Origin of the sequence: Halomonas saccharevitans (assembly GCF_900116405.1) — a bacterium.
GTDB lineage: Bacteria > Pseudomonadota > Gammaproteobacteria > Pseudomonadales > Halomonadaceae > Halomonas > Halomonas saccharevitans.
Genome location: NZ_FPAQ01000011.1, coordinates 18,132 through 33,605, shown reverse-complemented (window position 1 = coordinate 33,605; position 15,474 = coordinate 18,132). Strand labels below are relative to the sequence as shown.

The 15,474-nt window shown below is 67.2% G+C and carries 8 protein-coding genes; 2 read left to right on the top strand and 6 right to left on the bottom strand.

Annotated features, from left to right (window positions below):
• Positions 1–61: 61 nt before the first annotated feature.
• Entirely contained in the window at positions 62–2,650 is a 2,589-nt protein-coding gene (gene mutS / locus BM388_RS06845; protein WP_089848499.1) for a DNA mismatch repair protein MutS, read from the top strand.
• A 158-nt stretch (positions 2,651–2,808) separates the two neighbouring features.
• Positions 2,809–3,132 carry a ferredoxin FdxA gene (gene fdxA, locus BM388_RS06840; RefSeq protein WP_089848498.1) on the top strand — a complete coding sequence of 108 codons (324 nt, stop codon included), beginning with the start codon at positions 2,809–2,811 and terminating at the stop codon, positions 3,130–3,132.
• Positions 3,133–3,774: 642 nt separating this feature from the next.
• Here the strand turns inward: fdxA and eno are convergent.
• From eno to aroB, 6 genes are all read right to left on the bottom strand, one after another.
• Positions 3,775–5,067 carry a phosphopyruvate hydratase gene (eno, locus tag BM388_RS06835; protein WP_089848497.1) on the bottom strand — a complete coding sequence of 431 codons (1,293 nt, stop codon included), beginning with the start codon at positions 5,065–5,067 and terminating at the stop codon, positions 3,775–3,777.
• 35 nt (positions 5,068–5,102) lie between these two features.
• Positions 5,103–5,969 (bottom strand): 3-deoxy-8-phosphooctulonate synthase, encoded by an 867-nt coding sequence (gene kdsA, locus BM388_RS06830; RefSeq protein ID WP_089848496.1) that lies wholly within the window; start codon positions 5,967–5,969, stop codon positions 5,103–5,105.
• A gap of 5 nt (positions 5,970–5,974) precedes the next feature.
• Positions 5,975–7,630 (bottom strand): CTP synthase, encoded by a 1,656-nt coding sequence (locus BM388_RS06825; protein ID WP_089848495.1) that lies wholly within the window; start codon positions 7,628–7,630, stop codon positions 5,975–5,977.
• 318 nt (positions 7,631–7,948) lie between these two features.
• Complete coding sequence (locus BM388_RS06820; RefSeq protein WP_089848494.1) at positions 7,949–9,370, bottom strand: FAD-dependent oxidoreductase; 1,422 nt, start codon at positions 9,368–9,370, stop codon at positions 7,949–7,951.
• 70 nt (positions 9,371–9,440) lie between these two features.
• The gene (gene gltB / locus BM388_RS06815; protein ID WP_089848493.1) at positions 9,441–13,889 is read right to left on the bottom strand and encodes a glutamate synthase large subunit; all 4,449 of its coding nucleotides are present in this window, start codon (positions 13,887–13,889) and stop codon (positions 9,441–9,443) included.
• Positions 13,890–14,367: 478 nt separating this feature from the next.
• Positions 14,368–15,474: a 3-dehydroquinate synthase gene (gene aroB, locus BM388_RS06810; protein WP_089848492.1), complete on the bottom strand. Its 1,107-nt coding sequence runs from the start codon at positions 15,472–15,474 to the stop codon at positions 14,368–14,370.

Sequence of the window (15,474 nt, the reverse complement as noted above, 5' to 3'; positions counted from 1 at the left end):
GTGCCCGACGCCAGTCTCCCCGCAACTCGCCACCCTCTTCACAGGACGTCCAAGGAAGCCCATGTCACAGGCCAGCGCCCAGCATACCCCGATGATGAGCCAGTTCCTGAAGATCAAGCGCGAGCACCCCGACGTGCTGCTCTTCTACCGCATGGGCGACTTCTACGAGCTGTTCTTCGACGACGCCAGGCGCGCCGCCGCGCTGCTCGACATCACCCTCACCCAGCGCGGCCAGTCGGCCGGCCAGCCGATCCCCATGGCCGGCGTGCCCTACCACAGCGCCGAGGGCTACCTGGCGCGACTGGTGGCTGCCGGGGAGTCGGTGGCGATCTGCGAGCAGATCGGCGACCCGGCGACCAGCAAGGGGCCGGTGGAGCGGCGCGTGGTGCGCATCGTCACCCCCGGGACCCTCTACGACGAGGCGCTGCTGGATGCCCGTCGCGACAACCTGCTGGTGGCCATGGCGCCGCTCGGCGAGCGCTGGGGGCTTTCCTGGCTGGAACTCTCCAGCGGGCGCTTCAGCGTGCTGGAGGTCGAGGGCGAAGGCGAGATGCTCGCCGAGCTCACGCGCCTGGACCCGGCCGAGCTGCTGGTCGCCGAGAGCCAGTCGCTGCCGCCGGCCCTGGCGGAGCGCCGCGGCCTGCGCCGCCAGAGCGACTGGCTGTTCGACCTCGAGAGCGCGACGCGCACCCTGTGCGACCAGTTCCAGGTCCAGGACCTGCGCGGCTTCGGCTGCGCCCACCTGGAGGCGGCCCTCACCGCCGCCGGGGTGCTGATCGACTATGCCCGCGACACCCAGCGCACGGCCCTGCCCCACGTCACCGCCATCGGCGTGGAGAGCCGCGACGACGCCGTGGTGATCGATGCGGCCAGCCGGCGCAACCTGGAGATCGACGTCAACCTCGGCGGCACCGCCGACAACACCCTGGCCAGCGTGCTCGACACCACCGCCACGGCCATGGGCTCGCGGCTGCTCAAGCGCTGGCTCAACCGCCCGCTGCGCGACCGCGACCAGGTCGGCGCCCGCCAGGCGGCGGTGGCGCTGCTGCTCGACAACGAGGGCTTCGAGCCCCTGCGCGATTCGCTCAAGGCGATCGGCGACATCGAGCGCATCCTCGCCCGAGTGGCCCTCTACAGCGCGCGACCCCGAGACCTCGCGCGCCTGCGCGACGCCCTGGTCGCCCTGCCCGCCCTCGAGGCCGAACTCACGCACTACGCCGAGGGCACCACGCTTGACGAGCTCCGGCGACATATCCATCCCTACCCGGACCTCGCCGACACCCTGCACCGCGCCCTGGTGGAGAACCCGCCGGTGGTGATCCGCGACGGCGGGGTGATCGCCGAGGGCTTCGATGCCGAGCTCGACGAGCATCGCGGGCTCGCCGAGCACGCCGGCGACTACCTGGTGGCCCTGGAGACCCGGGAGCGCGAGCGCACCGGGCTCGCCGGCCTCAAGGTCGGCTACAACCGGGTCCACGGCTACTACATCGAGATCCCCCGCGCCCAGGCCCGGGACGCCCCGGTGGACTACGTGCGCCGCCAGACCCTCAAGAACGCCGAGCGCTTCATCATCCCCGAACTCAAGGAGTTTGAGGACAAGGCGCTGTCAGCCAAGTCCCGAGCCCTGGCCCGAGAGAAGCTGCTCTACGACGGTCTGCTCGACACCCTGAACGCCGAGCTCGCCGCGCTGCAGGGCACCGGCCGGGCGCTGGCGGGGCTCGACGTGCTGTGCGCCTTCGCCGAGCGCGCCCAGGCGCTTGGGTTCGTGCGCCCGTCCCTGCCCGAGGCGCCGGGCATCGACATCCGCGGCGGGCGCCACCCGGTGGTCGAGCAGGTCAGCGAGGCGCCCTTCGTGCCCAACGACCTGGTCATGGATGACGCGCGCAGGATGCTGGTCATCACCGGCCCCAACATGGGCGGCAAGTCAACCTACATGCGCCAGGCGGCGCTGATCACCCTGCTCGCCCATACCGGCAGCTTCGTGCCGGCGGATGCGGCCGCCATCGGCCCGGTGGATCGCATCTTCACCCGCATCGGCTCCTCGGACGACCTGGCCGGCGGGCGCTCCACCTTCATGGTCGAGATGACCGAGACCGCCAGCATCCTGCACAACGCCACCGACCAGAGCCTGGTGCTGATGGACGAGATCGGCCGCGGCACCAGCACCTTCGACGGCCTGTCGCTGGCCTGGGCCAGCGCCGAACACCTGACGCGCAGCCGAGCCTTCACGCTGTTTGCCACCCACTACTTCGAGATGACGGCCCTGCCCGAGCAGGCCGAGGGGGTGGCCAACGTGCACCTGACGGCCGCGGAGCACCGCGACGGCATCGTCTTCATGCACCGGGTGGAGGATGGCCCGGCCAGCCAGAGCTACGGCCTGCAGGTGGCCCAGCTCGCCGGCGTGCCACAGGCGGTGATCGCCCGCGCCCGGGAGAAGCTGGCCATCCTCGAGCAGCAGGAGATCGACCAGGGCAGCCGGCTGCCGACGGCCGCGGCCAGTGACGAGCGAGCTACCGGCGCACCCCGTCAGGCCGACCTCTTCGCCAGCACGCCCCATCCGCTGGTCGAGCAGCTGGGCGAACTCAATCCCGACGCGCTGTCGCCACGCGAGGCCCTGGAGCTGCTCTACCGCTGGAAAGAGGCGCTGTGAATGGCCGACAATGACGGCCCGACGCGCTTGCGGGGGCCCCGTGCCGCGACTAGAATGGCTCGACCAAAAGCCTTGAAATTATAAGAAATGATTTTCTTATAACCAATATCGAATCAATGACTATCGGCCACGCCCCGGCCGGAGAATGGGAGACTGGCATGACATTCGTCGTCACCGAGAACTGCATCAAGTGCAAGTACACCGACTGTGTCGAGGTCTGCCCGGTGGACTGCTTCTACGAGGGTCCCAATTTTCTGGTGATCCATCCCGATGAGTGCATCGACTGCGCGCTCTGCGAGCCGGAGTGTCCCGCCGAGGCGATCTTCTCGGAGGATGAGCTGCCGGAGGGCCAGGAGGCGTTCATCGAGATCAATGCCGAACTCTCCGAGGTGTGGCCCAACATCAGCGAAAAGCAGGACCCGCCGGAAGACGCGGAGACCTGGGACGGCAAGCCGGGCAAGCTGGAGCTGCTCGAGCGCTGAGGATCACGGCCTGAGCGGGCCCGCCAGACACGACGACGCCGGATGTCTCTCGACATCCGGCGTCGTCGCAGTGTCCTGGGCCAAGCCGCCAACCGCTCGGTCAAATAAGCCTTCGATCAAAAAGCGCTCGATCAAAAAAACTCCCGGCCACAAAACTCTCGGCCACAAAAACTCACGGCCACAAAAAAGGCGGCCCGCAGGCCGCCCGCTCCCAGCCAATCCTTGAGCGGCTCCCTCCGCTCGACTCCCGTGATGACGTCCCTGCCCGGGGGCGGCGTCCTGCCGCGCCGAGCGCATCACTCTTACTTGCATCCCAATGCATCCTGCCGGAAAGCGTTACCGCTCTCCCTAATCCCTGAGGCATTGTGACACGCCAGCCCGATCACACAAGCTCACCAACGGCGGCTTGCGAGACTCCCCGGCACCCTACCCTTCGCGACCAAAAACCAAAAAAATCTTTTAAAAACAACAAAATAAAAAGGGCCAACCCTCTGCGGGGTCGGCCCTGTCTGATGCACGAATAGCGAATGTCTTCGTCACCGTGTAAGCGATCTCCTACACGAGATCACGCCAAAGGCAACGCTGTTCGCTTACTCGAAGCTCTTACTTGAAACACTTACTTGAAACACTTACTCGAGGTGCTTACTGGCCCTTGATCGCGGCGCGTCCCGGATAGTCGACCCCGTCGCCCAGTTCCTGCTCGATCACCAGCAGACGGTTGTACTTGGCGACGCGATCCGAGCGGCACAGCGAGCCGGTCTTGATCTGACCGGCACAGGTGCCCACCGCGAGATCGGCGATGGTGGTGTCCTCGGTCTCGCCGCTGCGATGGGAGATCACCGCGGTGAAGCCGGCATCCTGGGCCATGCGCACGGCCTCCAGGGTCTCGGAGAGCGAGCCGATCTGGTTGAACTTGATCAGGATGGAGTTGCCGATCTGCTCGTCGATGCCGCGCTTGAGGATCCGGGTGTTAGTGACGAAGAGATCATCGCCCACCAACTGGACCTTGTCGCCGAGCTTGTCGGTCAGGGCCTGCCAGCCATCCCAGTCAGACTCGTCCATGCCGTCCTCGATGGAGACGATGGGGTACTGGTCGCAAAGCCCGGCCAGGTAGTCGGTGAAGCCCGCGGCGTCGTAGGTCTTTCCCTCGCCGGACAGGTTGTACTCGCCGTCCTTAAAGAATTCGGAGGAGGCGCAGTCCAGCGCCAGGGTCACGTCGCTGTCGAGCCCGTAGCCGGCATTGGAGACGGCCTCCTTGATCACCGCCAGCGCCTCGGCGTTGGAGGCGAGGTTCGGCGCGAAGCCGCCCTCGTCGCCCACCGCGGTGGAGAGGCCACGGGCGGAGAGCACCTTCTTCAGGGCGTGGAAGATCTCGGCGCCCATGCGCAGGCCTTCGCGGAAGCTCGGCGCGCCTACCGGCTGGATCATGAACTCCTGGATGTCGACGTTGTTGTCGGCATGCTCGCCGCCGTTGAGGATGTTCATCATGGGTACCGGCATCAGGTAGCGGCCCGGCTGACCGAAGAGCTCGGCGATATGGGCGTAGAGCGGCACGCCCTTAGCGGTGGCGGCGGCCTTGGCGGCGGCCAGGGAGACGGCCAGGATGGCATTGGCGCCGAGCGTGGCCTTGTTGTCGGTGCCGTCGAGCACGCGCATGGCATCGTCCAGGCCGCTCTGATCGCAGGCATCCATGCCGATCAGGCGCTCGCGAATCGCGCCGTTGATGGCCTCCACGGCCTTCAGCACGCCCTTGCCCAGGTAGCGACTCTTGTCGCCGTCACGCAGCTCCAGGGCCTCGCGGGAGCCGGTGGAGGCGCCACTCGGGGCGCACGCCACGCCGATGGCGCCGCTCTCCAGGCGCACTTCGGCCTGGACGGTTGGATTGCCGCGTGAGTCCAGCACCTCGAGGGCGCGGATATCGACGATATGGGTCATCTTGTTGGTCCTTGTCGTGTCAGCGTTGGGAAGAATCAGGAAATCTCGAGCGGTGCGAATCCCTTGACCAGGTCATCAAGGGCCTTCAGCTGGGCCAGGAAGGGCTCCAGGCGATCCAGCGGCAGGGCGCAGGGCCCGTCGCACTTGGCGTTGTCCGGGTCGGGATGCGCCTCTAGGAAGAGCCCCGCCAGGCCCACCGCCACGCCGGAGCGGGCCAGCTCGGCGACCTGCGCACGCCGACCATCGGCGCTGTCGGCCCGGCCGCCCGGGCGCTGCAGGGCGTGGGTGACGTCGAAGAAGACGGGGTAGCCCGTCTGCTTCATGTCGCCGAAGCCCAGCATGTCGACGATCAGGTTGTTGTAGCCGAAGCTGGACCCGCGCTCGCAGAGCAGCAGCTTGTCGTTGCCGGCCTCCTCGCACTTGCGCAGGATGTGGCGCATCTCGTGGGGAGCCAGGAACTGCGGCTTCTTGATGTTGATCACCGCCCCGGTCTCAGCCATGGCCACGACGAGATCGGTCTGGCGCGCCAGGAAGGCCGGCAGCTGAATGATGTCAGCCACCTCGGCCACTGGCGCGGCCTGCCAGGGCTCGTGCACGTCGGTGATGATCGGCACCCCGAAGCGCTCCTTCACCTCGGCCAGTATTTCCAGGCCCTTGTCGAGGCCCGGACCGCGGAAGGAGTGGATGGAGCTGCGATTGGCCTTGTCGAAGCTGGCCTTGAAGACGTAGGGCATGCCGAGGCGAGCGGTCACCTCGGCATAGGTCTGGGCCACCTCGAGGGCCAGCTCACGGGACTCCAGCACGTTCATGCCGCCGAGCAGCATCAGCGGCAGGGAGTTGCCGGCCTCGAGGCCGGCAATGCCAATGTGACGCTCCGGGGTCTCGCCTTTCGATGCCGACATCGAGCTCACTCCTGGTGGGCGGACTGGGCGCGCGTGCGCGCCGTCTTGTGCTCCAGCGCCGCGCTGACGAAGCCGGTGAACAGCGGGTGGCCGTCGCGGGGCGTGGAGGTGAACTCGGGGTGGAACTGGCAGGCGACGTACCAGGGGTGATCCGCCAGCTCGACCACTTCCACCAGAGAGTTGTCGACGCTCTTGCCGGAGACCACCAGGCCCGCCTGCTCGAGCTCACCGATGAACTGGTTGTTGACCTCGAAGCGATGGCGGTGGCGCTCGACGATCTCGTCGCTGCCGTAGGCCTCGCGGGCCTTGCTGCCGGCCTTGAGCTGACAGACCTGGCCGCCCAGGCGCATGGTGCCGCCCAGATCGGAGGCCTCGTCGCGCAGCTCGACCTTGCCCTCGGGGCTCAGCCACTCGGTGATCAGACCCACGACCGGGTGCTGGGTATCGTGGGTGAACTCAGTGGAGTCGGCGTCGTTCCAGCCGGCCACGTGGCGCGCGAACTCGATCACCGCCACCTGCATGCCGAGACAGATGCCGAGGTAGGGAATGCCGTTCTCGCGGGCGTAGCGGGCCGTGGCGATCTTGCCCTCGACGCCGCGCTCGCCGAAGCCGCCGGGCACCAGGATGGCATCCTTGCCGGCCAGGCGCTCAGCGCCGTGGTGCTCGATGTCCTCGGAGTCGATGTAGTCGACGTTGACCTTGATGCGCGACTGGATGCCGGCATGGATCAGCGCCTCGTTGAGCGACTTGTAAGCGTCGAGCAGCTCCATGTACTTGCCGACCATGGCGATGTTGACCGACTTCAGCGGGTTGAGCTTGGCATCGAGCACCTTCACCCACTCGCCGAGGTCCGCCTCGCCGGGCTCCAGGCGCAGCTTGTCGCAGACGATGTCATCGAGGCCGCGCTCATGGAGCATCAGCGGGATGCGGTAGATGGTGTCGGCATCCTGCAGCGGGATGACCGCCCGCTCCTCGACGTTAGTGAACAGCGCGATCTTGCGACACTCGGTCTCCTCGAGCTCCACCTCGCTGCGACAGATCAGGATGTCCGGCTGGATACCGATCGAGCGCAGCTCCTTGACGCTGTGCTGGGTCGGCTTGGTCTTGGTCTCGCCGGCCGTCTTGATGTAGGGCACCAGGGTCAGGTGCATGAAGATCGCCCGGCTCGCGCCCAGCTCGCTTCTGATCTGGCGGATCGATTCCAAAAACGGCAGCGATTCGATGTCGCCTACGGTGCCGCCGATCTCGACCAGCGCCACGTCGAAGCCCTTGCCGCCCTCATAGACCCGACGCTTGATCTCGTCGGTGATGTGCGGGATGACCTGCACGGTGCCGCCCAGGTAGTCGCCGCGACGCTCCTTGCGCAGCACGTGCTCGTAGACGCGGCCGGTGGTGAAGTTGTTGGCCTGGGTCATCTTCGTACGAATGAAGCGCTCGTAGTGGCCCAGGTCCAGGTCGGTCTCGGCCCCATCCTCGGTGACGAACACCTCGCCGTGCTGGAAGGGGCTCATGGTGCCCGGATCCACATTGATGTAGGGATCGAGCTTGAGCATGGTGACCTTGAGGCCGCGTGCCTCGAGAATCGCCGCCAGCGAGGCCGACGCGATGCCCTTGCCGAGAGAGGACACAACGCCGCCGGTCACGAAGATATATCGTGTCATGGAGAACCTGTCGAAACGTGATCGGTAGGCACGGCAGGAAGCCGGGCCAGGATGGGACGACAGACTAGCAGAATGCGACCAAAGGCTCAATTTCAGCGCCGCGCGCCAAGCGGCATGGAGGCTCTTCTGCTGGCACCCGACAAGCGGTGCCGACGAGGCTAGCGGCGCCGGGGGCAGGTCGGTGAAGGGGTCCTACGCCAGGGACGGCGTCGGTAGCGCCCAAGGAGGGGTTCACAGCGCCCCTTCATAGACCTGCCGCCGGGAAAGCCGCGGGGGAAAAAGCCACCGAAACCGGCGGCTTCGAGCGTCACCCGCTATTTACACCTGCAGATAGTCGAGGATGCCCTCGCCGGCCTGACGTCCCTCGTAGATGGCGGTGACCACCAGGTCGGAGCCGCGCACCATGTCGCCACCGGCGAAGATCTTCTCGTTGGTGGTCTGGAACGGGTGGGCACGCCCCGCCTCCGGTGCCGTGACCCGGCCGCGCTCGTCGATCTCGATACCCACGGTCTCGAACCAGGGGGCCGGGCTCGGCTGGAAGCCGAAGGCCACCACCACGGCGTCCGCGGGAATCACCTCCTCGGAGCCGGGCACCACCTCCGGGCGCTGGCGACCGTTCTCGTCGGGCTCGCCGAGCCGGGTGCGCACCACCTTCACGCCCTCGACCTTGCCCTCGCCGACCACCGCCACCGGCTGACGGTTGAACAGGAACTCCACGCCCTCCTCGCGGGCGTTGGCCACCTCGCGCTTGGAGCCCGGCATGTTCTCCTCGTCGCGGCGATAGGCGCAGGTCACGCTTGCCGCCCCCTGGCGGATGGCCGTGCGGTTGCAGTCCATGGCGGTGTCGCCGCCGCCCAGTACCACCACGCGCTGGCCCTTCAGCGAGGTGTACTCGTGGGGCTCCTTCTCGAAGCCCAGGCAGTGGTTGACGTTGGCGATCAGGTAGTCGAGCGCCTTGTGCACCCCGGGCAGATCCTCGCCGGGGAAGCCGCCCTCCATGTACTTGTAGGTACCCATGCCCAGGAAGACGGCATCGTACTCCTCGAGCAGGGCATCGAAGGCGATGTCCTTGCCCACCTCGACGCCGAGGCAGAACTCGATGCCCATCTCCTCGAAGACCGCGCGGCGACGCTCCATCACCGTCTTGTCGAGCTTGAACTCCGGGATGCCGAAGGTCAGCAGCCCGCCGATCTCGGGGTACTTGTCGAACACCACCGGCTTGACGCCGTTGCGCACCAGGATGTCGGCGCAGCCCAGGCCCGCCGGGCCGGCGCCGATCACCGCCACCTTGCGACCGGTCGCGGTGACCTTGGAGAGATCCGGCCGCCAGCCCATGGCGAAGGCGGTGTCGGTGATGTACTTCTCCACCGAACCGATGGTCACGGCGCCGAAGCCGTCGTTGAGGGTGCAGGCACCCTCGCAGAGGCGATCCTGGGGACAGACTCGCCCGCACACCTCGGGCAGCGAGTTGGTCTTGTGGCACAGCTCCACCGCCTCGAGGATGTTGCCCTCGCTGACCAGCTGCAGCCAGTTGGGAATGTAGTTGTGGACCGGACACTTCCACTCGCAGTAGGGGTTGCCGCAGTGCAGGCAGCGATGCGCCTGCCCGGCCGCCTCCTGGGGCTTGTAGGGCTCGTAGATCTCGGCGAACTCCCGTGCCCGGGTCCGCGCCGCCTTCTTCTCGGGGTCCTGGCGACCCACGTCGATAAACTGGAAATCGTTGCTCAAACGGTTGGCCATGAAACTCTTCCTCTATACGAACCTGATCGGGACGCCGACGGCTTACTCATTCCGGCTGACGCCGCCTCACTCACTCCGGCCTGCGCCGAGACTCGGCCAGCAGGCTGCTCAGGCTCGCCGCCTTGGGCTTCACCAGCCAGAAGTGGCGAGTGAAGTCGCTGAAATCCTCGAGGATCGCGCGGCCGCGCTCGGAGCCGGTCTCGGCGACGAATTCCTCGATGACCTCCCGCAGGTGCCGCCGGTAGGCCTCCATGGCCTCGGTGTTCACCCGGTGGATCTCCACCAGTTCGTGGTTGTACTTGTCGACGAAGGTGCGGTCCTCGTCGAGCACGTAGGCGAAGCCGCCGGTCATGCCCGCACCGAAGTTGACGCCCACCTCGCCCAGCACGCAGACCATGCCGCCGGTCATGTACTCGCCGCAGTGGTCGCCGGCGCCCTCGATCACCGCATGGGCGCCGGAATTGCGCACGGCGAAGCGCTCGCCGGCGGTGCCGGCGGCGAACAGCTTGCCGCCGGTGGCGCCATACAGGCAGGTGTTGCCGATGATCGCCGTCTCGTGACTCTCGAAGGCACTGCCGGCCGGCGGCACGATCACCACCCTGCCGCCGTTCATGCCCTTGCCCACGTAGTCGTTGGCATCGCCCTCCAGATAGAGGTGCAGGCCGCGGGCGTTGAACACCCCGAAGCTCTGGCCGGCCACGCCGGTGAAGCGGGCGATGACCGGGGCATCCTCGAGCCCCGCCTCACCGTAGCGCTTGGCGATGGCGCCGGAGATCAGCGCGCCCACCGAGCGGTCGCAGTTGGTGATGGTGAAGTCGAACTCGCCGCCGGACCTGGCCTCGATGGCCGCCTCGAGCGCCTTAAGGACCTCCTGGTTCTTGGCGCCCGGATCGTGGGGCACGTTGCGGTTCACCCGACAGAACTGCGGCGCGTCCTCGGGCACGAAGTCGTTGCCCAACAGGCCCGACAGGTCGAGCTTGCGCTGGGAGGCGGTGACGCCCTCGATCGCCTCGAGCAGGTCGGTACGGCCGATCAGGTCGGTCAGCTGGCGCACCCCGAGCAGGGCCATCAGCTCGCGCACGTCCTCGGCGATGAAGCGGAAGTAGTGCTTGACCATGTCGACGGTGCCGCGGAAGTGCTCGTCGCGCAGATACTGCATCTGAGTGGCCACACCGGTGGCGCAGTTGTTGAGGTGGCAGATGCGCAGGTACTTGCAGCCCAGTGCGACCATCGGCGCGGTGCCGAAGCCGAAGCTCTCGGCGCCGAGGATCGCCGCCTTGACCACGTCGAGGCCGGTCTTCAGGCCGCCGTCGGTCTGCAGTCGAATCTTGTCGCGCAGGCCGTTGATGCGCAGCGCCTGGTGCACCTCTGGCAGACCCAGCTCCCAGGGGCTGCCGGCATGCTTGATGGAGGTCAGCGGGCTCGCCGCGGTGCCGCCATCGTAGCCGGAGACGGTGATCAGGTCGGCATAGGCCTTGGCCACGCCGGTGGCGATGGTGCCGATGCCGGGCTCGGAGACCAGCTTCACCGAGACCTGGGCGTCCGGGTTGACCTGCTTCAGGTCGAAGATTAGCTGCGCCAGGTCCTCGATGGAGTAGATGTCGTGGTGCGGCGGCGGCGAGATCAGGGTCACGCCGGGCACCGAGTAGCGCAGCCGGGCGATCAGCTCGTTGACCTTGCCACCGGGCAGCTGGCCGCCCTCGCCGGGCTTGGCGCCCTGGGCCACCTTGATCTGCAGCACCTCGGCGTTGACCAGGTAGGCCGGCGTCACGCCGAAGCGCCCGGAGGCGATCTGCTTGATCTTGGAGCTTCGGATGGTGCCGTAACGGGCCGGATCCTCGCCGCCCTCGCCGGAGTTGGAGCGCCCGCCGGCCTCGTTCATGGCCTGGGCCAGCGCCTCGTGGGCCTCCGGTGAGAGCGCCCCGAGGCTCATGCCGGCACTGTCGAAGCGCGGCAGCAGGTCCTCGACGGCCTCGACCTCCTCGAGGGGCAGCGGCTCGGCGGCCGGCTTGAGGGCGAGCAGGTCACGCAGGGTGGCCGGATCGCGCTCGTTGACCAGCCGGGCAAACTTCTTCCACTTGGCGTAGTCGCCCTCCTGAACCGCCTCCTGGAGCGCCGTGACCACGTCGGGATTATAGGCGTGATACTCGTGGCCGTGGACGTACTTCATCAGGCCGCCCTGGGCGATGCCCTTGCGCGGCGTCCAGGCCTCGCGTCCCAGCAGCTCCTGCTGCAGCTGCAGTTCGCTGAACCCGGTGCCCTCGATGCGTGACGCCATGCCGGTGAAGCAGAGATCGACCACCTCCGAGGAGAGACCCACCGCCTCGAACAGCTGGGAGCCGCGATAGGAGGCCAGGGTCGAGATGCCCATCTTGGAGAGGATCTTGTAGAGCCCCTTCTGCAGGCCCTTGCGGTAGTTCTCGCGCGCGTCGGCGGGGTTGCCGACCAGCTCACCTGCCTGGTGCATGTCGGCCATCACCTGGTAGGCCAGCCACGGGAAGACCGCGGTGGCGCCCACGCCGAACAGCACCGCCATCTGGTGGGCGTCCCGGGCGTAGCCGGTCTCGACCACGAGGTTACAGCGCGGGCGCAGCGCCAGGCGGCCCAGATGGTGGTGGACGGCGCCTACGGCCAGCGCCGCATGAATCGGCACCTGCCCCTTGCTCAACTCGGCGTCCGAGAGCACCAGGATCACCTTGCCGTCATGGACGGCCTGCTCGGCACGGCGGCAGAGCGCATGAATCGCGCCCTTGAGGCCGATCTCCTGGGGATCGTAGCCAAGCGGCAGGACGTGGCTCGTAAAGGCCGGGTCGTCCTGGTGCATCAGCGCGGCGAACTTGCGCGGCGAGAGCACTGGGGTGGTCAGGATGATGCGGTGGGCGTGCTCCGGGGTCGCCTTGAAGACGTTGAGCTCGGCGCCGATGCAGGTCTCCAGCGACATCACGATCGCCTCGCGCAGCGGGTCGATGGCGGGATTGGTGACCTGGGCGAACTTCTGGCGGAAATAGTCGCTGAGCAGGCGCTGCTTGCCGGAGAGCACCGCCATGGGCGTGTCGTCGCCCATGGAGCCGACGGCCTCCTGGCCGCTCTCGGCCAGCGGGCGCAGCACCTGGTCGCGCTCCTCGAAGCTGACCTGGAACATCTTCTGCTGGACGAGCAGCGCGTCCGAGTCCATGGAATGGAAGTTGGCGAGCTCGGTCAGCGCCGATTCGAGGTACTGGGCCTCCTGCTTCAGCCAGCGCTTGTAGGGGTAGGCGGCCTTCAGGCGCTGATCGATGTCGGGGGTATGCAGCACCTCACCGGTGTGGGTGTCGACGGCGAGGATCTGGCCGGGGCCGACCCGCCCCTTGGCGACCACGTCCTCGGGCGCGTAATCGTAGGTGCCGATCTCGGAGGCCAGGGTGATATAGCCGTTCCGGGTGATCACCCAGCGCGCCGGGCGAAGGCCGTTGCGGTCGAGCATGCAGACCGCCTGGCGGCCGTCGGTCATTACCACCCCGGCCGGGCCGTCCCAGGGCTCCATGTGCATGGAGTTGTACTCATAGAAGGCGCGCAGGTCGGCGTCCATGAGCTCGACGTTCTGCCAGGCCGGCGGCACCATCATGCGCACCGCGCGATGCAGCTCCATGCCGCCGGTCAGCAGCACCTCGAGCATGTTGTCCATGCTCGAGGAATCGGAGCCGCTGGTATTGACGATCTCGTCGAGGCCGGCGATCTCGGGCAGCCGCTCGCTCAGGAAGTTCTCCTTGCGGGAGTTCGCCCAGCCCCGGTTGGCCTCGACGGTGTTGATCTCGCCGTTGTGGGCCAGCAGGCGGAACGGCTGGGCCAGCGGCCAGCGCGGCGCGGTGTTGGTGGAGAAGCGCTGGTGGAAGACGCAGATCGCGGTCTGCAGGCGCGCATCGCCCAGGTCGCGATAGAAGGCCGGCAGGTCCACCGGCATCACCAGACCCTTGTAGGAGAGCACCTCGGCGGAGAGCGAGCAGACGTAGAAGTCCGGCTCGTCGCGAAGCTTCTCCTCGGCGCGGCGGCGGGCCATGAAGAGATCGACGTCGAAGCGCTCATGCCCCTCGGCACCCGGTTCCACGAACAGCTGGCGGATGCGCGGCAGGCAGTCCAGCGCCATGGGGCCGCAGACGCTGGAATCCACCGGGACCTCGCGCCAGCCCGCCACCTTAAGGCCACGCGCCTCGAGCTCGGCGACGAGGATCTCGCGCCCGTGGGCCTCGCGAGCGTCGTCGTCGGGGAGGAAGATGGCCCCTACGGCATAGCGCTCGCCCAGGGTCACGCCCAGCGCTTCCTTCGCCACCTCGCGCATGAAGGCATCCGGCATCTGCAGCAGCAGCCCGCAGCCATCGCCGGTCTTGCCGTCGGCGGCGATGCCGCCACGGTGGGTCATGCAGGTCAGTGACTCGATGGCGGTCTTGAGCAGATCGTGACTGGCCTGGCCCTCCATATGGGCGATCAGGCCGAAGCCGCAGTTGTCACGGAACTCGCCGGGCTGATGGAGACCTCTGTTCATGGGCGTGCCTCGGGTTGAGTGGTTTCTTTGGCAGTCATCGCATGGTATTGTTTTCGGTTTTTCTTTTTCCATGTCGCTCCCGACGGGAGCGGGGACTGCTCTGTAAAAGGCCGACCAGCATAGCCAGAGGCGCGCCCACCGCGCAATCGACCCCACCCGACACCCCCATGAAAAACCGCCGCCAAATCCGCTACTTGCACGATGCCTCAGGCAAAAAAACTCGCTAACTCAATAGCTTGCAAAGCCGAACAACGATTCTTAAACGCCAAGCGAAGACCGTTAGACTTTAGTCCAACAGTCCGCGATTTGGCCATGCCGATCCGGCATGAGGCATGCGAATGGCTTAAAGGAAGCGCCACCCAGGACGCCGACGCACCCCAGACACGACGACGCCCGCGCGAGGGCGGGCGTCGAATAGAACGGCTATTGAGTCGATGCGCCAAGGCACCGAAGAAAGGCACCGAGCACCGTCAAACGCTCAGCGACGAGGGAAGGCCTCGATGAGCGAGGCCAGGATCTGTGGCGGCGTCTCGTCATGGATACAGGCATCGCCCAGCGTGCGCAGCAGGATCAACCGCAGGCGGCTGTCGAGGTTTTTCTTGTCCAGGCGCATGATGGCGAGAAAGTCCTCCACCCCCATCTCGGCAGGGGCCGCCAGCGGCAGGCCGGCGGCCTCGATGAGCGTGCGCACGCGGGCCACCTCGGCCTCGCTGAGCCACCCCAGGCGGCACGAGAGCTCGGCGGCCATCAGCATGCCGGTACCGACGGCCTCGCCGTGCAGCCAGTGCCCATAGCCCTGATGCGCCTCGATGGCGTGGCCGAAGGTGTGACCCAGGTTGAGCAGCGCCCTGACGCCCTGCTCGGTCTCATCCTCGGCGACGATCTCGGCCTTGAGCGTGCAGCTGCGCTCGATGGCCCGGGTCAGGGCGGCGGCGTCGAGACCCCGCAGCAGGGGCATCTCGGCCTCGAGCCAGGCCAGGAAGTCGGCGTCGCGGATCAGCCCATACTTGAGCACCTCGGCGAGCCCCGCCGAGAGCTCGCGCGGCGGCAGCGTCGCCAGAGTGTCGGTGTCGATCAGCACCGCGCGGGGCTGCCAGAAGGCGCCAATCATGTTCTTGCCACGCGGATGGTTCACACCGGTCTTGCCGCCCACCGAGGAGTCGACCTGGGCGAGCAGCGTGGTCGGCACCTGCACGAAGGCCACCCCGCGCTGGTAGCAGGCGGCGGCGAAGCCGACCATATCCCCGGTCACTCCGCCGCCGAGCGCGATCAGGGTGCAGCGGCGATTGAAGCCGGCGGCGAGCAGGGCATCCCAGATCCGCTCCACGTGAGCCAGCGTCTTGGTGGCCTCGCCGTCGGGCAGCACCAGGGTGCGCACCTCGAGGTCGTCGGAAAGCCCCTGGGTCAGCTTATCGAGATAGAGCGGGGCCACCGTCTCGTTGGTGACCACCATGACCTGGCGCCCGGCCAGGTGCGGCGTCAGCCACTGCGGGTCGCCCAGCAGGCCGGGGCCGATATGGATGGGGTAGCTGCGATCGCCAAGCGCCACCTCGAGGGTGGACGGGGCTGCGAGGGTCTCGATCAT